Origin of the sequence: Microbulbifer variabilis (genome assembly GCF_020524905.1) — a bacterium.
Lineage (GTDB): Bacteria > Pseudomonadota > Gammaproteobacteria > Pseudomonadales > Cellvibrionaceae > Microbulbifer > Microbulbifer variabilis_A.
The window spans coordinates 87,965-112,471 of record NZ_JAIVKI010000004.1; the positions used below are offsets into that span (position 1 = coordinate 87,965).

Consider the following 24,507-nt stretch of genomic DNA (forward strand, 5'->3'; position numbering starts at 1 on the left):
AGGACAAAATACCCTGGAAAGGCAAACTAAAGGCCGAATTACCCACTGCCTACCAAGGCACACGCCCTGAAAGTTTTTACTGTACACAAACCGATCGACAACCTATATTTACCCAGGTAATAATATTTTACCCCGGTAAATTTATAGGAGACTCTCATGGCGTCTGAATACTTAGCCATTGACCGACAACAGGTGATTGCGCAGGGCACACTGGAGACAGTTGTGCGACAAGTTAAATCTCTAGAGTCACAACTGGAGCCAATGGTCTTTTCAGCCGACAACTGCAAAAGAGTTGAGATTGATTGGCAAGGCGACTTTGAAACGGTGCTGGCCAGATTAAAACCCGACACAGCGCCCAGCAATACAAAGCGGGGACGCCCAAAGCTGGGAGTCATCTCCAAGGAGGTCACATTACTGCCACGCCATTGGGAGTGGCTTAAACAACAGCCGGGTGGAGCCTCCGTTACCCTGCGCAAACTGGTGGAGCAGGCACAAAAGCAAGTCTCTATCGAAGAGCGTATTTCAACTCAACAACAGCAACTGGATAGATTTATGCTGCAGGTTGTAGGTGATGCTCCAGGATTTGAAGACGCCAGTCGCGCCCTCTATCGAAATAGTAAAGTGAGCTTTGAAAAAGCCGTCAGCGGCTGGCCCGACAAAATCAAACACTTTGTCTTGGTCAAGTTTAACAATATCGCAGAGATGCATAAGGGAAATCAGTAAAAGGGATATTGCATGAACCAACAACAAGACAATATTTTTCTCAGTGGTGCGCTTTTACCGGTTTTCTTTAAAACTGCAGCACCTATCATTTTTATAATGCTGGTAAATGGCTCTTTTACCCTGCTGGACGCTTACTTCCTGGGAGAATATGTAGGCCCCGATGCACTAGCTGCTGTCACCCTGACATTTCCGATGTTTATGTTGTTGGTCGCACTTTCTTCCTTAATCTCAGGAGGTTATTCCAGTGTTCAGGCCAGGCTCCTGGGTGCGGGGAAAACGGATAAAGCAAGGCAGGCATTTTCTCAGGCAATTACCTTGGCACTACTAGTTTGTGGTCTTCTTATGGTGTTGTTTACTCTTGGAGGTAAACAACTGACACTATTGGTGGCCAATGGATCCCAGCCTTTGGCAGAAATGGGCTACACCTATTTAACGATTCTTGTTTTTCTATCTCCCGCCCTATTCATTGGCGGCGTTAACTCTGACACCTTGCGCTGCGAAGGGAAACTACCCCTGATGGCTAGTGTTTCGCTAAGCTCCATTCTTCTCAATATCATCTTCAATTATATTTTTATTGCCCACTTGCAAATGGGAGTAGCCGGCTCCGCTTACGGAACAGCATTGGCTCAATCAATAGCCCTTGCGATAGTGGCCGGATATCGTCATAGCGGAAAAACAGTAATTGATACACAGGTCATTCGATTTTCCAGCAAGAAACATTACTGGAGGGAGTTTCTATCCCTAGGTTTGCCATCCAGTCTGAGCTATATCGGCGTATCCCTCACCTCCATGGCAGTTATATTCAGCCTGCAGGCGTGGGGAGGAGAACACTATGACTCAACCGTTAGCGCCTATGGCATTACTACCCGGATTATGACTTTTATTTTTCTCCCCCTACTCGGCTTGAGCCAAGCCTTTCAGACGGTGGTTGGCAATAATGCCGGCGCGAAAATCTGGTCACGTATGGACAGCAGCATCAATATCGCCCTAACAGTGGCATTCAGCTACTGCTTGCTGCTTCAACTTGCCGTTATTATTTTTAAGGATGCCTTGGGAGCGTTGTTTGTCAGCGACCCACAAATTGTTGCAGAAGTAGCGCGCATTTTGCCGATGATGACTCTGGTTTATTTCCTGGCAGGACCACTAATGATGGTCAATATCTTCTTTCAAGCAATTGGCGATGCTAAGCGCGCGACCATACTCGGACTGGCAAAAACGTATATTTTTCTACTGCCCTTGATATTAATTCTACCCCTGGCTTTTGGTGAGGTGGGCATCTGGTATGCAGGGCCTATAGCAGAATTACTATTACTCACATTAACGGCATTTATTTTATATCAGCGCAGCCGCGCGCACGGCCATAAATATGGCCTGTACAGCACCTAGCAACATTGAAGAGATTAGTGCTATAGACAAAAAGGGGGAGTCATCGACTCCCCTTTTTTCAGCCATCTTAACCGCGACAGGCTTACTCTACATGACTGGCCTTGCAAAGGATCTTGGCAGTGTCAGGCGCCTGCCATCATACAAATAGGAAAGCATATCCAGATCACCCGCGCTGGGATACCAGCTGGCGTTATTCACCTGATTGGGAGTGATTTTACAACCACCTGTCCTGGTATTTTCCCTGACCCCCAGTGCTCGTGCCTGATCGTCATACATCATGATAGATTGAGCATCGAACGCGGAGCCATGTGTCATAAAGCGGGCCATAGTCTGGCTGCGGGTTTGCAATTGCAAAGTGTCTAGCGTGCTCTGTACCGCTAGGGGCGCATCCGAACGCATATGCTCATGGGCCAAACCCAGGGTATGACCAATTTCATGTGGCAGCGAGGCAATAGCTGCTCGATTACCTCTCCAATCAACACCACAATACTGGTCTGTTTTATTGGTGTAACCCACCGTCGCACTGCTATGGTTATCCCTGATAGTAATCACCCCCTGTCCGGCGGCCCCCACCTGAAGAAACTTGATTGCCGCAAACCGAAACGCCCGATATATACATAACTCCCAGCGAGACATGGCCTTTTTAACCGCAGTCACATAGCCGGCATCCAGATTACGAGGCATATAATATTTAACTATTCCGTTAGGCCAGACACCACCAACATCTTCATTTCTATCCAAAGAAAAACCACTAAAAACCAACTTATAAGAAACATTTCGAATATTTTTATCTATTGATAATCCCATGCTGCGGACCTCCACCATTATCAGGTTATTATTTGAAACCAAGCAGGACTATTAAATGCTTTATTTAACTTATAACTGGACCCAGAAAAAATCCGATATACAAACTTAATCTCAGCCTGAAATTTATACCCCAACAAATTCCTAACACCTAGGAAAAAACTTAATAATCCTCCAAAATTCCCAACAACCACTAAACAGTGAGATAGCTTCTCAAACAGCAATAAATATCATTCAATATTAACTTTTAAAGAAGTTTATAAAAACGCACACTAAACCGGCAAAGCAACCAAAAATAAGACCAGTAAAATAGAAATAAGGGAAAGCAAGGTGTGTGCGCAGAAAAAGGGATAGAAGAGAAGAGAAGAGAAGAGAAGAGAAGAGAAGAGAAGAGAAAAATAAGCTGCACAATAAAAAATCGCAATTAAATGACAATTTATAGGAAATCCTGGCCGGATATAAATGAAAACAACCAGCCTTAAAAAACAAAAAGGCCACCCAGAGGGTGGCCTTTTTCAAGAGCTAACCAGCTAGTAACAACTTACCAGCCAGTAACTTCTTTCAGAGCGTCGCCAATCTGAGCCAGGGAGCGCACGGTTTTAACACCAGCGTCTTCCAAAGCAGCGAACTTCTCGTCAGCAGTGCCTTTACCACCGGAGATGATCGCGCCAGCGTGGCCCATACGCTTGCCGGGAGGAGCCGTTACACCAGCGATGTAGGAAACGACCGGCTTGGTAACATTTTCCTTGATGTAAGCAGCCGCTTCTTCTTCAGCAGTACCGCCGATCTCACCGATCATCACGATCGCTTCGGTCTGCGGGTCGTTCTGGAACATTTCCAGAATATCGATGAAGTTGGAGCCCGGAATGGGGTCGCCACCGATGCCCACACAGGTGGACTGGCCGAAACCGTAGTCGGTAGTTTGCTTAACCGCTTCATAAGTCAGGGTACCGGAACGGGAAACGATGCCCACTTTGCCCGGCTTGTGGATATGACCCGGCATAATACCGATCTTGCATTCACCCGGAGTGATCACACCCGGGCAGTTCGGGCCAATCAGGCGTACACCCAGCTCGTCGCACTTCACTTTAGCGTCGAGCATATCCAGAGTCGGGATACCTTCGGTAATACAAACGATCAGCTTGATACCAGCGTTGGCCGCTTCCAGGATGGAATCCTTACAGAAAGGCGCAGGTACGTAGATTACGGAAGCTTCAGCACCGGTCTCTTCTACCGCTTCTTTCACGGTGTTGAATACCGGCAGGCCCAGGTGAGTCTGGCCGCCTTTACCCGGAGTGACACCACCAACCATCTTGGTGCCGTAGGCAATCGCTTGCTCAGAGTGGAAAGTACCCTGGGAGCCGGTGAAGCCCTGACAGATAACTTTGGTGTCTTTGTTAATCAGTACTGACATGATTATTTACCCTCCGCAGCTTTAACCACTTGCTCAGCAGCATCGGTCAGGCTGGTAGCCGCGATAATGTTCAGGCCGCTGTCGCTCAGAACTTTAGCGCCCAGGTCTGCGTTGTTACCTTCCAGACGCACAACAACCGGTACTTTAACGCCTACTTCTTTTACTGCGCCCACAACGCCTTCGGCGATCATGTCACAGCGAACGATACCACCGAAGATGTTGATCAATACGGCTTTAACATTCTCGTCAGACAGGATGATCTTAAACGCTTCAACAACACGCTCTTTGGTCGCGCCGCCGCCAACGTCCAGGAAGTTAGCCGGCTTACCGCCGTGCAGGTTGACGATGTCCATGGTACCCATGGCCAGACCAGCGCCGTTTACCATGCAGCCGATATTGCCATCCAGCGCTACGTAGTTCAGATCGAACTTGGCAGCGTGCGCTTCACGCGCGTCATCCTGAGAAGGATCGTGCATTTCGCGCAGGTCAGCGTGGCGGTACAGGGCGTTGCTGTCGATAACCACTTTGGCGTCCAGGCAGTGCAGGTTGCCTTCGGTGGTGATTACCAGCGGGTTGATTTCCAGCAGGGCCAGATCTTTTTCCTCGAACATTTTCGCCAGGCCGAGGAAAATCTTGGTGAACTGCTTAACCTGGGTCGGGTTCAGACCCAGTTTGAAAGCCAGTTCGCGCGCTTGGTAAGGCTGAGCGCCTACCAGCGGGTCGATGGTGGCCTTGAGGATTTTTTCCGGAGTCTCTTCCGCTACTTTCTCGATCTCAACGCCGCCTTCGGTGGAGGCCATGAAAACGATACGACGGGTGGAGCGGTCAACAACGGCACCGAGGTACAGTTCTTGATCGATATCGGTGCAGCTTTCAACCAGGATACGGGAAACCGGCTGACCATTTTCGTCTGTTTGATAAGTTACCAGACGCTCACCCAGCCACTTTTTGGCAAACTCTTCAATTTCTGCCTTGGAATCTACCAGCTTTACACCGCCAGCCTTACCGCGGCCACCAGCGTGTACCTGGGCTTTTACTACCCACTTATCACCGCCAATTTCGTCAGCCGCTGCTACTGCCGCTGCCGGGGTTTCCGCTGCAATGCCTTTGGAAACCGGCAATCCGTATGCCGCAAACAGTTGTTTGCCCTGATACTCATGCAAGTTCATAGTCAATACCAATTCACATGTGAAATGTGTTTATTAATTGCAGATTACTCTGCACCTGAGACACAGAATTCAAAATTTCCGTCGTTGCAAATTTTGAATTCTGCAAATGAAACCGGGGCAGCTAATTAATAAATAATTAGTGCCCCGACATCGAAAAAACTTCTTACTTACGCTTCTTGCGATTTACGGTATGAATCGCATGGCCGTTTACACCCAGCGCCGCTTCCTTCACGGTCTCCGACAGGGTTGGGTGCGCAAATACGGTCATACCGATATCTTCGGCGCTGGAGCCGAATTCCATCGCGATCGCGACCTGCTGAACCAGGTCTGCCGCAGACGGGCCAACAATGTGAGCGCCCAGTACGCGGTCAGTTTCCGCGTGAGCAATGATTTTCACAAAGCCCTGGGTATCGTTGGCAGCCATGGCGCGACCGTTGATCGCAAACGGGAAGCTGCCTACGTTGTAGGGCTCGCCGTCGGCTTTTACCTGCTCCTCGGTGCGGCCAACCGCAGCGATTTCAGGGTGGGTGTAGATCACATTGGGGATCACATCGTAGTTCATCATCGGCTTCTGGCCGGCGATGCGCTCGGCGACTACAACACCTTCTTCAGAGGCCTTGTGCGCCAGCATCGGGCCGCGCACCACGTCACCGATTGCCCATACGCCCGGTGCAGAAGTCATGCACAGGTCGTTGACGTAGATAAATCCACGCTCATCCATCTTCACACCGGCATCTTCGGAAAGCAGACCTTCGGTGTAAGGGCGACGGCCCACACAGACGATCAGTTTGTCGAAAGTTTCCTGGTGCTCCTTACCATCTTTGTCCTGGTAAGTGACAACTACTTCGTCGCCCTTCACTTCAGAACCGGTTACACGGCAGGAAAGGCGGATATCCAGGCCCTGCTTCTTAAGAATCTTCTGAGATTCTTTGGCAACCTGCTGATCCATCACCGCCAGGAACTTGTCCAAGGCTTCCAGAACTACAACCTCGGAACCCAGGCGGTTCCATACGGAGCCCAGCTCCAGACCGATAACACCGGCACCGATCACGCCCAGACGTTTGGGTACTTCGGTGAATTCCAACGCACCGGTAGAATCGACAATAATTTTGTCATCTACCGGAGCTGGCGGAATATTTACCGGTACGGAACCGGAAGCCAGGATCACATTTTCGGCTTCGTAAACGGTGGTGTTGCCCTCGTCATCTGTCACTTCCACTTTCTTGTTGGCAAGCAGTTTGCCGGTGCCGAAAATGGAGGTCACCTTGTTGGCGGTGAACAGGCCAGCCACACCGCCGGTCAGTTTGTTGACGATCTCGCCCTTGCGCTCGATCATCTTGCTCACATCCATCTTGACCTTGCCGACTTCAATGCCGTGCACGTCGAGCGCGTCTTTGGCCTCGTGGTACTTCCAGGAGCTGTCCAGCAGAGCCTTAGAGGGAATACAACCTACGTTCAGGCAGGTACCGCCGTTTACGTATTTGCCTTCCTTGTTTTTCCACTTTTCGATACAAGCGGTTTTCAGGCCCAGCTGAGCGGCACGGATGGCAGCGACATAACCACCAGGACCAGAGCCAATTACGATTACGTCAAATTTTTCCGACATGATCAGTTCCAGATATTTCTAATGCAGTGTGATCGAGGGGGCCCACAGGCCCCTGAACTTATTTCTTAAACTTCGAGCAGGATGCGCGCTGGGTCTTCGATCATTTCCTTGATCGCTACCAGGAAGCCAACCGCTTCTTTACCGTCGATCAGACGGTGGTCGTAGGACAGAGCCAGGTACATCATCGGCAGGATTTCCACCTTGCCATCTACCGCCATCGGGCGCTCCTGAATCTTGTGCATACCCAGGATTGCGGTTTGCGGCGGATTCAGGATCGGGGTGGACAGCAGGGAACCGAATACACCGCCGTTGGTGATGGTGAAGGTACCGCCAGTCATTTCTTCGATAGACAGCTTGCCATCGCGGGCACGAATACCCAGATCGCGGATATTGTTTTCCATATCCGCCAGACCCATGTTCTCGGCGTTGCGCAGAATCGGTACAACCAATCCCTTCGGAGAGGAAACTGCTACACCGATATCCTGGTAGCCGTGGTAAACGATATCGTTACCATCGATAGAGGCGTTCACCGCCGGGTAGCGTTTCAGCGCTTCTACCGCTGCTTTTACGAAGAAGCCCATAAAGCCCAGGCGGGTGCCGTTGTGGGTCTTTTCGAACAGGTCTTTGTAGTTCTTGCGCAGGTCCATGACCGGCTTCATGTTCACCTCGTTAAAGGTGGTGAGCATGGCGGTGGACTGGGATGCGTCCAGCAGGCGCTCAGCAATACGCTTGCGCATACGGGTCATCGGTACACGCTTCTCTACGCGCTCACCCGGAGCCACAACCACTTCGGCAACAGCTGCAGGGGCGGTAGCCGCAGGCGCAGTACCGGCTTTCATCACGTCTTCTTTGAGAACGCGGCCGCCCTTGCCAGTGCCTTCAACACCGGCCAGGTCAACGCCCTTCTCCGCCGCCATTTTCTTGGCAGACGGCATGGCGATTTTGTCTCCGGTAGCGGGCGCTATAGCTTCAGCGGCAGGCGCTTCGGCTTTTTCTTCCGCCGGGGCGGCAGCAGAACCGGCGCCCTCTTCAAATTTGGCGATCACCTCATTGGAGAGAACGGTGTCGCCCTCGTCCTTGATGATTTCGGAAAGAGCGCCGTCTGCCGGCGCAACCACTTCCAGTACCACTTTGTCAGTTTCGATATCCACGATCAGTTCATCGCGGGACACGGCTTCGCCGGGTTTCTTGTGCCAGGTGGCGACAGTACCGTCCTGAACGGATTCCGGGAAAGTTGGCGCTTTAATCTCGATCGTCATTTTTCCTGTTTCCTGAGATTGACTCTGCTTTATTTACTGCCGCCCGTTACTTGACGGTCAGCGCCTCGTTGATGAACTTATTCTGTTCTTCCAAATGCGTGGACATGTAGCCCGCCGCAGGTGCCGCCGATGGCGCGCGGCCAACGTATTCCAGTTCCAGCTTCGGATGGGTTTCCGACAGCAGGCGACGCAGGTGATGCTGGCTGGAGTACCAGGCGCCCTGGTTCATGGGTTCCTCTTGACACCAGGCGACACTCTTTATGTTTTTAAATGCGGACACCGCTTCCACAAACTCTTCGTCCGGGAAGGGGTACAGCTGCTCGATACGCACAAACGCCACATCTTCCTGTTCGCGCTCCATACGCGCCTCCAGCAGGTGGTAGTACACCTTGCCGGAGCACAGGATCAGGCGCTTGACCTTGGCCGGGTCCACACCCTGGTCCTGAATCACATTCTGGAAGCGGCCTTCGGCCAGCTCTTCCAGGCTGGAAGTCGCCAGCTTGTGACGCAGAATCCATTTCGGGCTCATGATAACCAGCGGGCGGCGCATTGGGCGCACCGCTTGGCGGCGCAGCAGGTGGAAAATCTGCGCCGGCGTGGTGGCGTTACACACCTGGATATTGTGCTCGGCACACAGCTGCATAAAGCGCTCGAGACGCGCGGAGGAGTGCTCCGGGCCCTGGCCTTCGTAACCGTGCGGCAACAACATCACCAGGCCGCACATACGGCCCCACTTGTGCTCACCGGAAGTGATGAACTGATCGATTACCACCTGGGCGCCGTTGGCGAAGTCACCGAACTGAGCCTCCCAAACCACCAGGGACTTGGGCGTGGTCGTCGCGTAGCCGTATTCGAAAGCCAGTACGGCTTCCTCGGACAGCAGCGAGTCGTAGATATAGAACGGCGGCTGGTCTTCGTACATGTGCTGCAAAGGCACATAGCTCTGGCCGTCTTTCTGGCTGTGAATCACCGCGTGGCGGTGGGAGAAGGTTCCGCGACCCACATCCTCACCGGTGAAGCGGATCATAAAACCCTCTTCCAGCAGGGTGCCATAGGCCAGGGTTTCCGCCATACCCCAGTTCAGCGGCAGAGCGCCACCGGCCATCTTGCGACGGTCGTCATAAATTTTGGAAACCTGACGCTGCATCACTACGCCATCGGGCACAGTGGTCATACGATTGGCCACATCCTGCAGTTTCGGCAACGGATAACCGGTATCCGCAGGCACCTGCCAGTCGTGGCCCAGGTAGGGGCTCCAATCCACAAACATGGAGGAATCCGGCTGTTTGACCAGACCGGTTGCCACGTCTTCGCCCGCATCCAGTTTGTCGCGATAGTCGTTGGCCAGCTTGTCCGCGGCAGCCTTGTCGAGGATGCCCTCTTTCACCAGCTTCTCGGAGTAGAGCGTGCGAGTAGTCTTGTGCTTGCGGATGGTCTGATACATCAGCGGCTGAGTACCAGAGGGGTCATCGGTCTCGTTGTGGCCGCGACGACGGTAACACATCAAGTCGATAACGATGTCTTTCTTAAATTCGTAGCGGTAGTCCACCGCCAGCAGCGCGGCCAGCACAACCATTTCCGGATCGTCGCCGTTTACGTGCAGTACCGGCGCATCGATCATCTTGGCAGGATCGGTGGAGTACTCGGTGGAGCGGGCGTCTTCGCGCTTACTGGTGGTAAAGCCCACCTGGTTGTTCAATACGATGTGTACAGTACCGCCGGTGTAGTAACCGCGGGTCTGGGACATCTGCAGGGTTTCCTGCACAACACCCTGGCCGGCAAAAGCCGCATCGCCGTGGATGTTGATCGGCATTACCTTCTCACCGGTCGCGTCTTTACGGCGATCCTGACGGGCGCGCACGGAACCTACCACTACCGGTGCACTGATTTCCAGGTGCGACGGGTTAAAGGCCAGCGCCAGGTGCACTTCACCACCGGGGGTCATTACGTTGGAAGAGAAGCCCTGGTGGTATTTCACATCACCGGAGGTATCCAGGGTTTTCTTGCCCTCGAACTCTTCAAACAGGTCCGATGGGTTTTTGCCGAGGATATTCACCAGGGTATTCAGGCGGCCACGGTGGGCCATACCGATCACGATTTCCTTCACCCCGTAGGTACCGGAGCGGCGGATCAGGGCGTCCATCATCGGGATCAGGCTCTCACCACCCTCCACACCGAAGCGCTTGGTGCCCGGGTATTTGGAGTCCAGGTGGCGCTCCAGGCCCTCTGCTGCAGACAGGCGCTGCAGGATCTCAACCTGGATATCGGTGCCGAAGTTGGCCTTGGACTGGCTACGCTCCAGGCGTTGCTGGAACCACTGCTGCTCTTCCAGGTTGGAGAGGTGCATGATTTCCGCACCCAAATTACCGCAGTAGGTGCGCTCCAGACCCTCTACGATCTCGCGCAGAGTGGCCTCTTCTTTGCCCAGAAACAGGCTGCCGGTATTGAAGGTGGTATCGAAGTCGCCTTCAGTCAGACCGTGGTAGCTCAGCTGCAGGTCGGGTACCTGCTCGCGAGCCATCAGGCCAAGCGGATCAAGGGTAGCTTTCTTGTGACCGCGATGGCGATAGGAATCGATCAGTTGCAGAACTTTAATCTGCTTGCGCTCGTATTCGATATTGACGGAACCGGAGCCCGGCGCCACGACAGGGCGCGCGCGGTGTTTGCTGAGCAGCTCGAAGTGCTGGCGCACTGCGGCGTGGGAGACATCACTGCTGCCTTCAACGCGGGGGAGACTGTCGAAGTAGTTGCGCCACTCCTCTGGTACACCGTTGGGGTCATGCAGATAGGTCTCGTAAAGCTCCTCCACATAGGCGGCATTGCCCCCGGAGATATGGGAGCTACGCCACAGCTGCTCCATGGTACTTTCGTGCATTTTGATGCCTACCTCGATTGCAGTGGACTCTCATCGCTCTAGCCACTGCGCTTTCCTTCACTCACAAAAGGGGAGGCGCATAAAGCCACCTCCCCTTTTTAATTTAATACCGGCCGGAGCCGGTTTTCTTCACTCGATAGGCGCCTTACCTGGCACCGGGCCCACCCGAGGCGGGCCCTGATGAAGGCCATCTAGCGACCTTCAACAATCCCTATACAGCGCGTGTCAGCAGCATATTGCGAATATGGCCAATAGCGCGGGTCGGGTTCAAACCCTTCGGACAGACGTTGACACAGTTCTGAATACCGTGGCAACGGAACACACTGAAGGGGTCGTCCAGCTTGGACAGACGCTCATCAGTGGCCAGGTCGCGGCTATCCGCCAGGAAGCGGTACGCCTGTAGCAGGCCGGCCGGACCGATAAATTTATCCGGGTTCCACCAGAAAGAAGGACAGGCAGTGGAGCAGCAGGCACACAGGATACACTCGTACAGGCCGTCGAGCTTTTCACGATCCTCAGGGGATTGCAGGCGCTCGATCGCCGGTGCCGGAGTGTCATTCTGCAGGTACGGCTCGATCTTCTTGTACTGCTCATAGAACTGTTCCATATCCACAACCAGGTCGCGGATCACCGGCAGACCCGGCAGCGGACGCAGAATCAGTTTACCCTTGGGGGCAGCTTCAGACAGTGGCGTAGTGCACGCCAGGCCGTTGCGGCCGGAAATATTCATACCGTCGGAACCACAAACGCCTTCGCGGCAGGAGCGACGGAAGGACAGGGTTGGGTCCTGAGCCTTGAGCAACTCCAGCACGTCCAACACCATCAGGTCCTTGCCCTGGGTGTCGAGCTGGTAGTCCTGCATGTAAGGCGCTTTGTCAGTTTCCGGGTTGTAACGGTAAATGCTTACTTTCAACATACTCTATTCCGCTCCCGAATCAGTAGGTCCGAGCTTTCGGTTCAAAGGCTTCCATGGTGGTCGGCGCGAAGTTTACCGCACGCTTGCCCACACGCTTCTCAGTTGGGAAGTACATGGAATGACACAGCCAGTTTTCGTCATCGCGCTCCTGGAAGTCTTCGCGGGCATGGGCGCCGCGGCTCTCAGTGCGAGTCTCCGCGGCAATCGCGGTTGCCTCGGCAACTTCCAGCAGGTTTTGCAGTTCCAGCGCTTCAATACGGGCGGTATTGAATGCACGGCTTCTGTCGTCCAGACGCACGTTCTCGATACGCTCGCGCAGGTCTGCCAGCTTCTTCACACCTTCGGCCATGTAGTCGCCACGACGGAATACGCCGAAGTGATTCTGCATCACGCCCTGCAGTTCTTTGCGCAGGTCTGCCGCTTTTTCGCCGGTTTCATTGCTCTCCAGGCGGTTCAGGCGCGCCATCGCTGCTTCCAAATCGGACTCGGAAGCTTCGCGGTGTTCGATACCCTCACGCAAGGCCTTCTCGATAAACAGGCCGGAAGCGCGACCAAATACCACCAGGTCCAGCAGTGAGTTACCGCCAAGGCGGTTGGCACCGTGTACAGATACACAGGCAACTTCACCACAGGCATAGAAGCCGTCGATGATCTGGTCGTTGCCGGCGGCGTCCTGGGTCAGAGCCTGGCCGTGAACGTTGGTTGGGATACCGCCCATCATGTAGTGACAGGTGGGAACCACCGGGATCGGCGCCTTAACCGGGTCGACGTGTGCAAAGGTCTTGGATAGCTCACAGATACCAGGCAGGCGACTGTTGAGCAGCTCTTCGCCCAGGTGATCGAGCTTCAGGAATACGTGATCGCCTTCCGGACCACAGCCGCGACCGTCGAGAATCTCAAGGACCATAGAGCGAGCTACAACGTCACGGGATGCGAGATCCTTAGCGTTGGGTGCGTAGCGCTCCATAAAACGCTCGCCATCTTTGTTGATCAGGTAACCACCCTCACCGCGACAACCTTCGGTCACGAGTACACCGGCACCATAAATACCAGTTGGGTGGAACTGCCACATCTCGATGTCCTGCACTGGCATACCCGCGCGCAGAGCCATGCCCACACCGTCACCGGTGTTGATGTGCGCGTTGGTGGTGGAGGCAAAGATACGGCCCGCACCGCCAGTGGCGAATACGGTCGCCTTGGACTTGATGAATACCACTTCGCCATCTTCGATACACATGGCGATGACACCTACAACGGCACCGTCCTGGTTCTTTACCAGATCAATGGCAAACCATTCGTTCAGGAATTCGGTTTGGTGCTTTACGTTGTTCTGGTACAGGGTGTGCAGCAGCGCATGGCCGGTACGGTCAGCTGCGGCACAGGTGCGAGCGGCCTGGCCACCGCGACCAAAATCTTTGGACTGACCACCGAAAGGGCGCTGATAAATACGACCTTCCTCAGTGCGGGAGAAAGGCAGACCCATGTGCTCCAGTTCGAATACGGCCTCGGGGCCTACGGAACACATGTATTCGATCGCTTCCTGGTCGCCGATATAGTCAGAACCTTTAACGGTGTCATACATGTGCCAGCGCCAATCATCATTGGGGTCGGAGCTGGCAATTGCACAGGTAATACCGCCCTGGGCAGATACCGTGTGAGAACGGGTTGGGAATACTTTGGTGATTACCGCAGTCTTATAGCCGGACTGGGCCATCTGCAGGGCCGCGCGCATGCCAGCGCCGCCGCCACCAATCACAATCCCATCAAAAGAAATAGTACGCATGTTCGCCATTGCTTATACACCCCAAAGAATTTCAATGCCCCAAACCGTGTAAAGCACGGCAACCGCAGCCAGGATCGCTTCTACGAACAGGCGCAGAACAGTGGCCTTACCGCCCATCATCCGGTTGGTGATGTAATCGGTAACCACGGACCAGAGGCCAATCCAGGCATGAATAACGGTGGACAGCAGGGCGACCAAGCTGAATACACGCATCCAGCGCTGGGCGAACAATTCAGACCAGGTCTGGTAGCTGAAGTCTTTAGTGAAAAAGATAAAGCCCACTATAAAGAGGACGTACGCGAGCAGTATCACTGCGGTAACGCGCTGGTAGAGCCAGTCGAAAGTGCCGCTACGGCCGAAGCTAGTTACTGTTCTTACCACAACCATACTCCCACTAAAAGAATAAGGATTACACTCACCACCAGCACGGCAATAGCACTGCGGCGACCGCCCTCGAGACTCTCACCCATCCCCATATCCATAAACAGGTGACGTACACCCGCCAACAGATGATAAGTAAGAGCTGCCAGAGAGGCCCACAAAATGAGCTTGGCTGGAATACTGTTAAATGCCGCCGCCATATTGGCAAAACCTTGCTCGGATTCCAGGCTGGCATCGAGCATGTAGAGCAACAGCGCCACAACGGCGAAGAGCACCACACCGGATACACGATGCAAGAAGGAAACCAAAGCGGCAGCGGGAAGCTTTATAGTGGAAATGTCTAAATTGACAGGTCTGTTTTTGTTCACAGGAAAAACACCTTGTTGCCCTGAACGACCGGGCGCCCGTTAGCTTTTCAAATTGGGAGGGACGAGCTGCTTGCTGATCACTTTGCACTCGACCTGATGAAGCCTTGTACAAAGTAGCCGTACCATGGCGCAAGCCGCGCGGATTATAGGCATTCAACAGTCAAAACACAACGAACGCCTGGAAATACGCCGCCTCGGCGGGCCTCGTAGACACAGGATTTAACCCAGCGGGATTTCCGCAGATTTTTATGTCCACCACCAGGCAAAAGCTCTATCAGTCCACGCTGTCGCCGAATATCCTGTTGCTGGCAGACTGATCGTCCACGCCTTTTGGTTTGACAATTTGCTGCGCGGCACTTAAGTTTGGCCCCGCTCAAAAGGCCGCCAGCACCTGAAAATATTGGGAAAAGGCCGCCATAAGAACAGTTTTTTAGGAGTCCGCAATGTCCGATAAAAAAGCGCAACTCACGGTCGACGGTATCGACGGCGCTATTGAAATGCCCGTACGCTCCGGCACCCTCGGCCCCGATGTTGTCGACGTCGGCAACCTGACCGGCAAAGGCTTATTCACTTACGACCCGGGCTTCGTATCCACTGCCTCCTGTGAATCCAAAATCACCTTTATCGATGGCGCCAAGGGCCAACTGCTGCACCGCGGCTACCCCATCGAACAACTGGCAGAAAAGTCCGACTACCTTGAGACCTGCTACCTGCTGATGAACGGTGAGCTACCTAACGATCAGCAAAAGAAAGATTATGTGGACACCATCATGTCCCACACCATGGTGCACGAGTCCCTGGTGAACTTCTTTAAAGGTTTCCGTTACGATGCTCACCCGATGGCGATGCTGTGTGGCGTAGTTGGCGCCCTCGCCTCCTTCTACCACGACTCTTTGGATATCACTAATCCAGAGCACCGCGAGATCTCCGCGCGCCTCCTGATCGCTAAGATGCCGACTCTAGCCGCTATGTGCTACAAGCACTCCAAAGGCCAACCCTTCATGTACCCGGACAATAGCCGCAGCTACTCCGAGAACTTCCTGCACATGATGTTCGGCAATCCCTGCGAGCCCAGCAAGATCGACCCGATTGTCGCCAAGGCAATGGATATTATCTTCCTATTGCACGCTGACCACGAACAAAACGCCTCCACCTCTACCGTTCGCCTGGCGGGCTCCTCCGGCGCCAACCCCTTCGCCTGCATCGCCTCCGGCATTGCCGCCCTGTGGGGACCAGCGCACGGTGGTGCCAACGAAGCAGTACTGAATATGCTGGAGGAAATCGGTGACGAGAGCCGTATTGACGAGTTTGTGAAGCGCGCCAAAGACAAGAACGACCCCTTCCGCCTGATGGGCTTCGGACACCGCGTCTACAAGAATTTCGACCCGCGCTCCCGCGTAATGCAGGGCATTTGTGACGAAGTCCTGGGTGCCATGGGTGCTGAGAACGATCCGCTGCTGAAGATTGCTAAGCGCCTGGAAAAAATTGCCCTCGAAGATGAGTACTTCGTCGAGAAGAAACTCTACCCGAACGTCGACTTCTACTCTGGCATTATCATGAAAGCGATCGGTATTCCGACCGATATGTTTACCGTGATTTTCGCCACCGGCCGCACCTCCGGCTGGATCGCGCACTGGAATGAAATGATTTCCAACCCGTACAAGATTGGCCGTCCGCGCCAGCTTTATACCGGCTACACCCAGCGCGATTACATACCGCTGGAACAGCGCTGATAGAGCCAAAAATAAAAAACCCGGCAATGCCGGGTTTTTTATTGCCTGAAATAAACAGCCACAACCAGATTAATACCCAACAAATTTAAGATAGCGCAACAATCAACACCACGGTCGGTTGTGACAGGCATCACAATTTTAAAATAATCATCCCGTTGCAACTCCCGCCATACAGTAAAAACCCTGTCATGCAATGTAAAATCCGCGCCTCTCGGACCGGGTGAATTTGCACTGTAGTTCCCATACCACAGCAGCCACCTACCCGCGGTTTTCCTTACTCGCACAATTCACAAAATTAAAACTATTAAGGGCACAGCATATGCTTAGCTTCATCTCCGGCATGTTCCGAGGTAGCAAGTCTTCCGACAGCGTCGACCTGGAAGAAAAATATACTCGCAGCAACTATGCCAGCGCCAAGGGCAGCCGAACCATTTCTTACGATCCAACTCTGATCAAGGCCTTAGAAGATGACCATCTAACCCTGATTGGCATTTTCCAGCGCATGTGGTCTGAAGGTTACGAAAAACAAAACTATCGTCAACTGTCTCAACTGCTCACTCAATTCAAGTCCGGCTTCCAAGCACACCTGATCAAGGAAAATGTGCGATTTTATGTCTACTTGGAGCAGGCGCTCGCCGGTGATGCACATACCCTTCAGGTCGTTAAAGATTTCCGCACTGATATGAATGAAATCGCCAATGCCGTAGTGCAATTTTGTAAGCGCTACAACCATGAAGCCTTCACCCCAGAAATGGTTCGCGACTTCAAAATGGATTACCAAAAAATTGGTGAGGCATTGACCCGCCGCACCGCACTGGAAGAAAAAGAACTTTACGTTCTCTACCAGCCATCATAAATATTTATTTTAAATAGAGAGGCCAAATTCGTTACTCGACTTTTATAGGAATTGGACGCAAGCCAATGAGTGAGTAACAACTTATCAGGCAAATACTCTGTAAAAATATCTGCGACCCACAGGGACGGGGCGCATATTTTTTCAGCCTCCCCAAAACCTACACCCCATGGCTAATCAAACTTACCCACCTAGTAGGTATTGACAGTAGGCCGCCTAATAAAAACCGTTTTCTCAATATAAAAAATAAGGCAGCCAAAAACGGTCCGGCTACTTTTGCACAAAAACAACACACTCAAAAAATCGAGCGATAACAATAAGTTAACAATACTTTCCAGCCTGACCTCCCATAACTCCCCCTTATCTGCCGTCATTTTTATTCAACACTAGACGTTTATTTAATTTTGTTTAAACATATAGAAACTAGAATTTTAAAAAAACTTACAACGGTGGAATATTGGTCTAGAAAATTCTGAAAGCTTTATGGCTTAAAAAAAGAATGACAAACAGGCCAGTAATAAAAGCCGGGGGATTCGGGGGAAATATGACTGAACTAAAAAGTTCAGCTGCTCGTCAATGTTCGCCAGATGGTGCCCGCACCAGCGATAGCGGCTATCCAATTTATGTGATTGTAGGCACTGGGCCGGTCGGGGTTCGCTGCGCACAAAAGCTGCTTGAATTCTGTGACGAAGCGCAAATTGTCATCTATGGCGCCGAAACAGAATCACCTTACAATCGAGTAAAGCTATCCCAGTACCTCTCCCGTCATGTAGAGCGAGAGGAGCTCGATAATCCTATTCTCGGTAAGAGCGATCATCGGCTCGCAGAATATATCGACCGAAAAATCGTATCCATCGATCGCGTCAAAAAAACGGTAACGGATGCCGCCGGTAATATTCAACCCTATACCAAGCTGATCCTGGCCACGGGCTCCAATCCAAAGATTCCCGCAATCCCCGGCGCGGATCTACCCAGCGTTTACCCATTCCGCAGCCTGCGCAACACCAATGACCTGATTGCCCTGCGAGAGCAGCATGCAGATATTTGTGTAATCGGTGCCGGCGCCCTGGGCCTGGAAGCGGCAACCGCACTAAAAACACCCAAAAATACTGTCACGTTACAGTCTCGCGGAAAATTACTGGGCGGCCTACTGGGCGACGAAGGCGAGGAATTTTTGAAATCCTCCCTTGCCGCCCTTGGTGTGCAAGTAAAAGTTGACTCAAACTTGAAATCCATTGAGCTGCAAGGGGAAAAATCCAGCCTTCAGTTCGCTGACAACGAGAGCCTCAGTGTCGATGCGATTGTCCTCTGCACTGGCATTCAGCCAGAAGTCTCCCTCGCACAACAGGCCGGGCTCGAAATTGACAGAGGAGTTGTTGTCAACGAATGGATGCAGACCTCCGACCCGGATGTCTATGCAATTGGGGAGTGCGCCGAGTTTGACCATAAAGTTTACCAGCTGGTTCGTCCTGGCTATGAGCAAGCGGAAAGCTGCTGCTCGCATATTCGCCGCGACCATGGCGGCGAGATTTTAGAGCGCCCCTATTCCGGTAGCTATACCGATATTCAACTCAAAATTGCACACATTCCCTGTGCCATTATGGGGGATGTTGCTTCCGACAACCTTCAGCAGCAGGAAGATTTACAGAGCCACGTTTTCCGTAACCGCTTTAAGGGAATCTATCGTCGACTATTTGTTAAAGGTGGGCGCATTCTCGGCGCTATTTATATCGGTAGTTGGGATGAAGCAAACAGCCTGCGCCAAGCTGTAGCGCAGGAAGAGAAAGTCAGCGCACGTGCGCTGAAACAGTTTGCCAGCGAAGGTCGTCTTTTCGGGCAACAAACCTCAAACAGCATTAAGAATTTTCCCGACAGTTACCTAGTTTGTCAGTGTAACTCCATCAGCAAGGGCGAACTGTGCAAGGCTATCTCTGAAGGGAAGCGCACTTTAAACGAATTGCAACAGGCCACTACCGCAGGGTCTGTCTGTGGCAGCTGTCGCCCCTTAATGGCTGAGCTACTTGATGCACCTGTGCCCAACTTGGTCATGCGCCATGCCAAGGGCATATTAATAACGTCGATCATTTCGCTTCTCTTAATCACCTTGTCATTCCTAATGCCACCGCCGCCGGTATCCGATACTGTGCAGAGCGGCCAGATTTGGGAAAAACTCTGGTATGACAACTTCTGGAAGCAAGTAACCGGCTACACCATTCTCGCGCTATGCCTGTTTACCGCGGCACTGAGTGTACGTAAACGCTGGAAAAAACTTTCTTTCGGGCATGTGGATCACTGGCGCTACGCTCACAGTCTCACCGGAGTGATCGCCGTCGTAGCTCTCGCTATACACACCGGTTTCCGCATGGGGCAAAACCTTAACCTAGCACTCATGCTGGTCTTTCTTGGCGTTACCGCTACCGGTTCCCTGGTCGGTATCTTTATGGCCCGAAACCATCACTGGACCGACCTTAGGCTGCGTGAACACCGCAAATGGTGGTCATACGTTCACTACGCCCTGCTTTGGGCACTGCCGGTACTCCTTGCCTATCACATTCTTGCGGTTTATTACTTCTAAATGAAATCTTATCAATTCAAATTTTGGCATTACGGCCTGCTGTTGACCCTGGTAGTGGGTGCTTACGCTTCGTATAACCTGACTGCAGATGACAAGTCCCTGTTTATCACTGGTGAACCCACTCATGGCCACCATCAGATAGAACTCGCTTGCACCTCCTGCCATACCGATGGCTTTGCCGGTGAGGAATCTATTCAGCAGTCCTGCCTAAACTGCCACGCAGAGGAACTGGAACTGGCCGATGATTCCCATCCCCGCAAAAAATTCCTCGACCCCCGTAATGCTCAGTTGCTGGAGACCCTGGATGCGCGCCAATGCATCAGTTGTCATACCGAGCACAAGCAGCAAATTACTCGCGAGATGGGTGTCAGCCTGGCTGGGGATTTCTGCTTTCACTGCCACAGCGAAATTGCCGAAGAGCGCAGTAGTCACGAAGGTATGGGATTCGATACTTGCGCCAGCGCCGGCTGCCACAACTACCACGATAACAGCAGCCTCTATGAAGACTTCCTAATTGCCCATGTGGGGCAACCGGATCTCCTTAAAGATGCAACATTACCGGCGCGTACGGCCATGCAATCTTGGTTACAGGAGCATCCGAATACCAAGACATTACAGTTGCAGCAGGCAGATATCCACGAAGAATCAGCGACTACAGAAATTGCCTCAGCCTGGGCACAGAGCCCCCACGCACAGGCCGACGTGAACTGCAGTAGTTGTCACGCCGACGGGCAGATGCAATTCACGAGTACTGAAGTGGTAGAGCAGTGCGCAAGCTGTCATAGCGAGCAGCGGGAATCTTTTACCCAGGGAAAACACGGCATGCGACTGTCTTCCAAACTACCTCAGGAGTTTGTCCAGCAGGCAGGTGCCATGACGCCGAAACAAGCTTGGATACCCATGCAACCTGACGCCTCTGGGGAGTTGAGCTGTACCAGCTGTCACGGCCCGCACGATGTCGATTTGCAGTTTGCCGCAGTGGAAGCCTGCCTCGGCTGCCACAACGATGAACACAGCCTGGCTTTCAAAGAGTCACCGCACTTCAACATTTGGCAGGCCGACTCAGACAAGGGCGTCAGCTGTGCCAGCTGCCACTTGCCACGGGAAACCCACGGTGAGCAGGTAGTGGTCAATCACAATCAGAATCACAACCTCCGCCCCAATGAAAAAATGTTACCTGTCTGCCTGAACTGCCATGGGGCGGAGTTTTCTCTGGCAGCTCTGGCGGACAAAGAGCTGATCACAAAGAATTTCAAGCACAAACCCGCGGACAAACACGAGACGTTTGACCTGATCCGCGACCGCATTGCGAGAATTTCCAACAGCAATAATAAGCAAACCAAATCCCAATAGGAGGGGAACACTATGCGTATTGCCGCTTGTTTTATCGCCGGACTGGCCCTGCTCACTGGCTGTGAAAAAAACCAGGGCGTAGCACCTGAGCGAATGGCGGATGCCATCTTCGCCGTTATTGAGGCGGACAGGGCCAACTACACCAATAAGGTGGTAAACCGTTTGCAAAACGAGGAAAAAGTCCTGAAAGCGGATGAGCACTGGCAGGATAAGAAACTGCTACCGCTGCCCGCTCAAATGATGCGTATGAGCGCTGAGCGAGTGGCAGAAAAGGGTTCTGGTTTCAGCTACGCACTGCTATCTCTGTGGCCGGTAAACAAACAAAATAAGCCACGCACCGAAATGGAAAAGCAAGGCCTGCAGTATGTCATCGACAATCCTGGTAAAAATTTCTACGGCCGTGAGACACTGGGCGATACCGAATACTTCACTGCGGTTTATGCCGATGTAGGCGTTTCCCCGGCTTGTGTCAGCTGCCACAATGACCACTCTGACAGCCCGCGCGATAATTTCGAACTCGGCGAAACCATGGGCGGTGTGGTTATCCGCATTCCGCTCTAATCCATCACTTGAGATCGCTTAGCTGATCTGAACCCCGGCACTAGTTGTCGGGGTTTTCTCACTGCCCTCCCAAGCTCCCAGCCCAATAAGTCTCAATTTCTTCTCCTCAAGAATTTTCAATACTCTAGATATCAATTTCGTGCGAAATCAGCAGGAAAATATCTTAAATGAGAGGGCAAAGAGATATGTGGGGAACATGGAAGGAAAAATTGAAAAGTACAATTAATTAGCGGCCGAATTCATTTCGACCGCTCCCTCTTTAACATGACTGGCTCTACTCCCGCTGCAACCTCGCTGAAATCATTTCAGACCAGTGGTCACCCGCTGTGGGCCTATTTCCGGGTAAGTCCAGTCTCCATTACGGACCGCTTCTTCTTAACGCCTTGCTCCGCAAAGCTCACCTAGGCACTTATATACTAGGCTCGCAGTAGAGTAGATCCAAGTGAACTCGCCGGCATAAAAATAATTTGAAAACGGAGTTAAAGCAGCCGAACAAAGATGGGGTAATCCGCCGAATTATTTTAATGGCGCAATCAGGCCCTCCAGACCTTCAATCTTGATCTCCAAAGTCAGAGCCATCAGCTGCCCTAATTTGCCCTCAGGAAAACCCTCTTTGGCAAACCAAAGCAGATACTCTTCAGGCAGATCGATCAGCAATTTACCCGCATATTTACCGAAGGGCATTGGGGTTCGTGCAATATCCATTAACTGCTGCTTTTCAAACATCACAAGTTCCTTCAAATCTCTTATTTTGTACTATACCCGGCTAACAACTTAGATATTTGTTGCTGACTTAGCCCCACCCTACACTGGCTGCGAAATAATTCGGTCAGCTTTGCCGAATTTCTATACCTCAAGCATCACTGAAAGAGGTGACTATGCGTATCAAAGCCATTAAATATCTCTGCCTCACCGCAGTGCTGGCTGCGGGCCTCGTTGGCCAGGGCTGCGCCAATATGAGTGATACCGACCGCCGCATAGGAACCGGCATCGGAGTTGGTGCCGTAACCGGCGCCCTGATCAGTGGTGGCCGGCCCGGTGGTACCGCGGCAGGTGCAGTCATCGGCGCAGGTGCTGGTTACCTCTATGATAGGGATAGAAAACGCAGAGACTACTATCGCTATCGCGGCCGCTACTATCGCTATTAATTCTTAGTGGAGAAAAGGCAGGCTTAGAATAGTTGCCTGATTTATCCCTCGGTATGGCTAACCATACCGAGGGATATCAACAAAGAAGAAGAAAAGAAATTCCAGCTATCAATAATTGACCGGGAGGTAACCGCTAACCTCTCAGCCTATGGAGTAGCCTCTCTCAAGACAAACCAAGCTAAAGCAGCTTGGTCTTGGTTTTCCCACAGCGCGCACAGCAGTATTCGGTAACGAGCTTTCCCTGCTTTACATCAAATTTACGCTCGCTGACTACTTTCCATTTGTGGAAGCCTTCCCGGCAAAGAGTGCTGCCCTTATGCTTTTGCCAAGTGGTTTTTCTTTTAAAAGGAATCACATCTCCCATATCAGGCAGCCTCCCCCGCCGCATGCCCAGAAGCCCAGGCCCACTGAAAATTAAAGCCTCCCAACCAGCCGGTTACATCGAGTACTTCACCGACAAAATAAAGTCCCGGCTGGGTTTTACACTCCATAGTGCGTGAAGAAATCTGATCGGTATCCACGCCACCGAGAGTCACTTCCGCAGTACGATAGCCTTCGGTGCCAGCGGGAACCAGTGTCCAGGTTTGCAGCTTGACCCCGAGTTCCTGCAGCTCTACTTCAGAAAACTGCTTGAGGGGGCGGCTGTCGATATGCTGCCGCTGCAAGAAAAACTGCACCAGCTTCTTAGTCCAAAGCTCGGCCAATACGCTGTGCAAGTAAGCCTCCGGGCTCTCACGGCGGCGCTGTTGTAGCCAATCCGCCAAATCACGATCCGGGGCCAGATCAAAAGTTACTTTTTCGCCCTCGCGCCAGTGGCTGGATATTTGTAACACGGCTGGTCCACTCAAGCCTCGGTGAGTAAACAGCATCTGCTCGTGAAAGCTGCCCTCACCACAGGATGCCATTACGGCCAGGGCACTACCGGGCAAACTATCTTGCCGTTCCAACTGGCGCTTATGCTGGGTAAACGGCACCAGGGCCGCACGGGTGGGAATGATATTGAGTCCAAACTGACGGGCGATTTCGTAGCCAAAGCCTGTGGCTCCCATGGTGGGAATCGACAGCCCACCCGTAGCTACCACCAAAGATTCACAGCGCACCGTCCCCAAACTGGTTTCCACCCGATAACCACCCTGCCCCGACTCTATTGTGGAGATGGCACAGCGGGTACGGATCTGAGCTTTCGCTGCCCGGCATTCCGCCAGTAAAAGATCGAGAATATCCTTGGACTTGTTATCGCAAAATAACTGGCCCAGGGTTTTCTCGTGGTAGGGGACCCCATGCTTTTCCACCAATGCAATGAAATCCCATTGGCTATAACGCGCCAGGGCAGACTTACAAAAGTGGGGATTGCGACTGTAGAAATTTTCCGCACTGGTATAGAGGTTGGTAAAGTTACAGCGGCCACCGCCGGACATCAGGATCTTCTTGCCAACCTTATTGGCATGGTCCAGTACCAGCACGCTGCGGCCGCGCTGGCCGGCTGTGGCCGCGCACATCAAACCCGCCGCCCCGGCGCCGATGATCAATACATCAACACACTCGGGCAGCTGGCTATTGGATACATCACTCATATGTTAGGGCTGCGCAATCACCCTTA

The 24,507-nt window shown here is 52.6% G+C and carries 21 protein-coding genes; 8 read left to right on the top strand and 13 right to left on the bottom strand.

The genetic code is table 11. From position 1 onward, the window contains the following. Positions 1-156: 156 nt before the first annotated feature. Together LC073_RS07060 and LC073_RS07065 are read left to right on the top strand one after the other, a co-directional pair. A complete protein-coding gene (locus LC073_RS07060; protein ID WP_226645461.1) occupies positions 157-723 on the top strand; it encodes a DUF2239 family protein in 567 nt (188 codons plus the stop codon). Between the two features lie 12 nt (positions 724-735). Then, positions 736-2,109, top strand: coding sequence for an MATE family efflux transporter (locus tag LC073_RS07065; RefSeq protein WP_226645465.1), 1,374 nt, complete (start codon positions 736-738; stop codon positions 2,107-2,109). 87 nt (positions 2,110-2,196) lie between these two features. Here the strand turns inward: LC073_RS07065 and LC073_RS07070 are convergent, their stop codons facing one another. The 10 genes from LC073_RS07070 to sdhC form a co-directional block, all read right to left on the bottom strand. Continuing rightward, a complete protein-coding gene (locus LC073_RS07070; protein ID WP_226645467.1) occupies positions 2,197-2,916 on the bottom strand; it encodes a M12 family metallopeptidase in 720 nt (239 codons plus the stop codon). A gap of 538 nt (positions 2,917-3,454) precedes the next feature. Beyond that, complete coding sequence (gene sucD, locus LC073_RS07075) at positions 3,455-4,327, bottom strand: succinate--CoA ligase subunit alpha (protein ID WP_226645469.1); 873 nt, start codon at positions 4,325-4,327, stop codon at positions 3,455-3,457. A 2-nt stretch (positions 4,328-4,329) separates the two neighbouring features. Continuing rightward, positions 4,330-5,496, bottom strand: a complete 1,167-nt coding sequence (gene sucC, locus LC073_RS07080; protein ID WP_152454465.1) for an ADP-forming succinate--CoA ligase subunit beta — start codon at positions 5,494-5,496, stop codon at positions 4,330-4,332. Between the two features lie 163 nt (positions 5,497-5,659). Beyond that, a complete protein-coding gene (gene lpdA / locus LC073_RS07085) occupies positions 5,660-7,102 on the bottom strand; it encodes a dihydrolipoyl dehydrogenase (RefSeq protein ID WP_226645471.1) in 1,443 nt (480 codons plus the stop codon). 65 nt (positions 7,103-7,167) lie between these two features. Beyond that, on the bottom strand, positions 7,168-8,361 hold the full coding sequence (odhB, locus tag LC073_RS07090; RefSeq protein WP_226645474.1) for a 2-oxoglutarate dehydrogenase complex dihydrolipoyllysine-residue succinyltransferase: 1,194 nt from the start codon (positions 8,359-8,361) through the stop codon (positions 7,168-7,170). 46 nt (positions 8,362-8,407) lie between these two features. Beyond that, positions 8,408-11,236 (bottom strand): 2-oxoglutarate dehydrogenase E1 component, encoded by a 2,829-nt coding sequence (locus LC073_RS07095; RefSeq protein ID WP_226645476.1) that lies wholly within the window; start codon positions 11,234-11,236, stop codon positions 8,408-8,410. 211 nt (positions 11,237-11,447) lie between these two features. Beyond that, the gene (locus tag LC073_RS07100) at positions 11,448-12,152 is read right to left on the bottom strand and encodes a succinate dehydrogenase iron-sulfur subunit (protein WP_226645478.1); all 705 of its coding nucleotides are present in this window, start codon (positions 12,150-12,152) and stop codon (positions 11,448-11,450) included. 19 nt (positions 12,153-12,171) lie between these two features. Then, positions 12,172-13,944, bottom strand: a complete 1,773-nt coding sequence (gene sdhA, locus LC073_RS07105) for a succinate dehydrogenase flavoprotein subunit (protein ID WP_226645480.1) — start codon at positions 13,942-13,944, stop codon at positions 12,172-12,174. Between the two features lie 3 nt (positions 13,945-13,947). Continuing rightward, on the bottom strand, positions 13,948-14,316 hold the full coding sequence (gene sdhD, locus LC073_RS07110) for a succinate dehydrogenase, hydrophobic membrane anchor protein (protein ID WP_226645482.1): 369 nt from the start codon (positions 14,314-14,316) through the stop codon (positions 13,948-13,950). Further along, positions 14,310-14,684, bottom strand: a complete 375-nt coding sequence (gene sdhC, locus LC073_RS07115) for a succinate dehydrogenase, cytochrome b556 subunit (protein WP_226645485.1) — start codon at positions 14,682-14,684, stop codon at positions 14,310-14,312. Before sdhC ends, sdhD begins: the two co-directional genes overlap by 7 nt. Before the next feature lie 443 nt (positions 14,685-15,127). Here sdhC and gltA point away from each other — a divergent pair, with 443 nt between their 5' ends. The 5 genes from gltA (at position 15,128) to LC073_RS07140 (ending at position 21,759) form a co-directional block, all read left to right on the top strand. Beyond that, positions 15,128-16,417, top strand: a complete 1,290-nt coding sequence (gltA, locus tag LC073_RS07120; RefSeq protein WP_226645488.1) for a citrate synthase — start codon at positions 15,128-15,130, stop codon at positions 16,415-16,417. Positions 16,418-16,736: 319 nt separating this feature from the next. Further along, positions 16,737-17,273, top strand: coding sequence for a hemerythrin domain-containing protein (locus LC073_RS07125; protein WP_226645489.1), 537 nt, complete (start codon positions 16,737-16,739; stop codon positions 17,271-17,273). A 541-nt stretch (positions 17,274-17,814) separates the two neighbouring features. Further along, positions 17,815-19,845 carry an FAD-dependent oxidoreductase gene (locus LC073_RS07130; protein WP_226645490.1) on the top strand — a complete coding sequence of 677 codons (2,031 nt, stop codon included), beginning with the start codon at positions 17,815-17,817 and terminating at the stop codon, positions 19,843-19,845. Beyond that, complete coding sequence (locus LC073_RS07135; RefSeq protein ID WP_226645491.1) at positions 19,846-21,198, top strand: cytochrome c3 family protein; 1,353 nt, start codon at positions 19,846-19,848, stop codon at positions 21,196-21,198. It abuts the gene before it with no gap. Between the two features lie 12 nt (positions 21,199-21,210). Beyond that, positions 21,211-21,759, top strand: coding sequence for a DUF3365 domain-containing protein (locus LC073_RS07140; RefSeq protein WP_226645492.1), 549 nt, complete (start codon positions 21,211-21,213; stop codon positions 21,757-21,759). A gap of 516 nt (positions 21,760-22,275) precedes the next feature. Here LC073_RS07140 and LC073_RS07145 read toward each other — a convergent pair. Beyond that, the gene (locus LC073_RS07145) at positions 22,276-22,485 is read right to left on the bottom strand and encodes a DUF3820 family protein (protein WP_226645493.1); all 210 of its coding nucleotides are present in this window, start codon (positions 22,483-22,485) and stop codon (positions 22,276-22,278) included. Positions 22,486-22,637: 152 nt separating this feature from the next. Between LC073_RS07145 and LC073_RS07150 the strand changes: the two genes are divergently transcribed. Then, positions 22,638-22,907, top strand: a complete 270-nt coding sequence (locus LC073_RS07150; protein WP_226645496.1) for a hypothetical protein — start codon at positions 22,638-22,640, stop codon at positions 22,905-22,907. Positions 22,908-23,085: 178 nt separating this feature from the next. Here the strand turns inward: LC073_RS07150 and LC073_RS07155 are convergent, their stop codons facing one another. Both LC073_RS07155 and LC073_RS07160 read right to left on the bottom strand, forming a co-directional pair. Further along, positions 23,086-23,271, bottom strand: coding sequence for a hypothetical protein (locus LC073_RS07155; protein WP_226645499.1), 186 nt, complete (start codon positions 23,269-23,271; stop codon positions 23,086-23,088). Position 23,272: 1 nt separating this feature from the next. Beyond that, on the bottom strand, positions 23,273-24,481 hold the full coding sequence (locus LC073_RS07160; RefSeq protein WP_226645502.1) for an NAD(P)/FAD-dependent oxidoreductase: 1,209 nt from the start codon (positions 24,479-24,481) through the stop codon (positions 23,273-23,275). Positions 24,482-24,507 lie beyond the last annotated feature (26 nt).

Excerpts from the sequence above, each read along its gene's own strand:
- LC073_RS07060 (WP_226645461.1), top strand. The coding sequence starts at position 157 with ATGGCGTCTGAATACTTAGCCATTGACCGACAACAGGTGATTGCGCAG.
- LC073_RS07065 (WP_226645465.1), top strand. The coding sequence starts at position 736 with ATGAACCAACAACAAGACAATATTTTTCTCAGTGGTGCGCTTTTACCG.
- LC073_RS07070 (WP_226645467.1), bottom strand. The coding sequence starts at position 2,916 with ATGGGATTATCAATAGATAAAAATATTCGAAATGTTTCTTATAAGTTG.
- sucD (WP_226645469.1), bottom strand. The coding sequence starts at position 4,327 with ATGTCAGTACTGATTAACAAAGACACCAAAGTTATCTGTCAGGGCTTC.
- sucC (WP_152454465.1), bottom strand. The coding sequence starts at position 5,496 with ATGAACTTGCATGAGTATCAGGGCAAACAACTGTTTGCGGCATACGGA.
- lpdA (WP_226645471.1), bottom strand. The coding sequence starts at position 7,102 with ATGTCGGAAAAATTTGACGTAATCGTAATTGGCTCTGGTCCTGGTGGT.
- odhB (WP_226645474.1), bottom strand. The coding sequence starts at position 8,361 with ATGACGATCGAGATTAAAGCGCCAACTTTCCCGGAATCCGTTCAGGAC.
- LC073_RS07095 (WP_226645476.1), bottom strand. The coding sequence starts at position 11,236 with ATGCACGAAAGTACCATGGAGCAGCTGTGGCGTAGCTCCCATATCTCC.
- LC073_RS07100 (WP_226645478.1), bottom strand. The coding sequence starts at position 12,152 with ATGTTGAAAGTAAGCATTTACCGTTACAACCCGGAAACTGACAAAGCG.
- sdhA (WP_226645480.1), bottom strand. The coding sequence starts at position 13,944 with ATGGCGAACATGCGTACTATTTCTTTTGATGGGATTGTGATTGGTGGC.
- gltA (WP_226645488.1), top strand. The coding sequence starts at position 15,128 with ATGTCCGATAAAAAAGCGCAACTCACGGTCGACGGTATCGACGGCGCT.
- LC073_RS07125 (WP_226645489.1), top strand. The coding sequence starts at position 16,737 with ATGCTTAGCTTCATCTCCGGCATGTTCCGAGGTAGCAAGTCTTCCGAC.
- LC073_RS07130 (WP_226645490.1), top strand. The coding sequence starts at position 17,815 with ATGACTGAACTAAAAAGTTCAGCTGCTCGTCAATGTTCGCCAGATGGT.
- LC073_RS07135 (WP_226645491.1), top strand. The coding sequence starts at position 19,846 with ATGAAATCTTATCAATTCAAATTTTGGCATTACGGCCTGCTGTTGACC.
- LC073_RS07140 (WP_226645492.1), top strand. The coding sequence starts at position 21,211 with ATGCGTATTGCCGCTTGTTTTATCGCCGGACTGGCCCTGCTCACTGGC.
- LC073_RS07145 (WP_226645493.1), bottom strand. The coding sequence starts at position 22,485 with ATGTTTGAAAAGCAGCAGTTAATGGATATTGCACGAACCCCAATGCCC.
- LC073_RS07150 (WP_226645496.1), top strand. The coding sequence starts at position 22,638 with ATGCGTATCAAAGCCATTAAATATCTCTGCCTCACCGCAGTGCTGGCT.
- LC073_RS07155 (WP_226645499.1), bottom strand. The coding sequence starts at position 23,271 with ATGGGAGATGTGATTCCTTTTAAAAGAAAAACCACTTGGCAAAAGCAT.
- LC073_RS07160 (WP_226645502.1), bottom strand. The coding sequence starts at position 24,481 with ATGAGTGATGTATCCAATAGCCAGCTGCCCGAGTGTGTTGATGTATTG.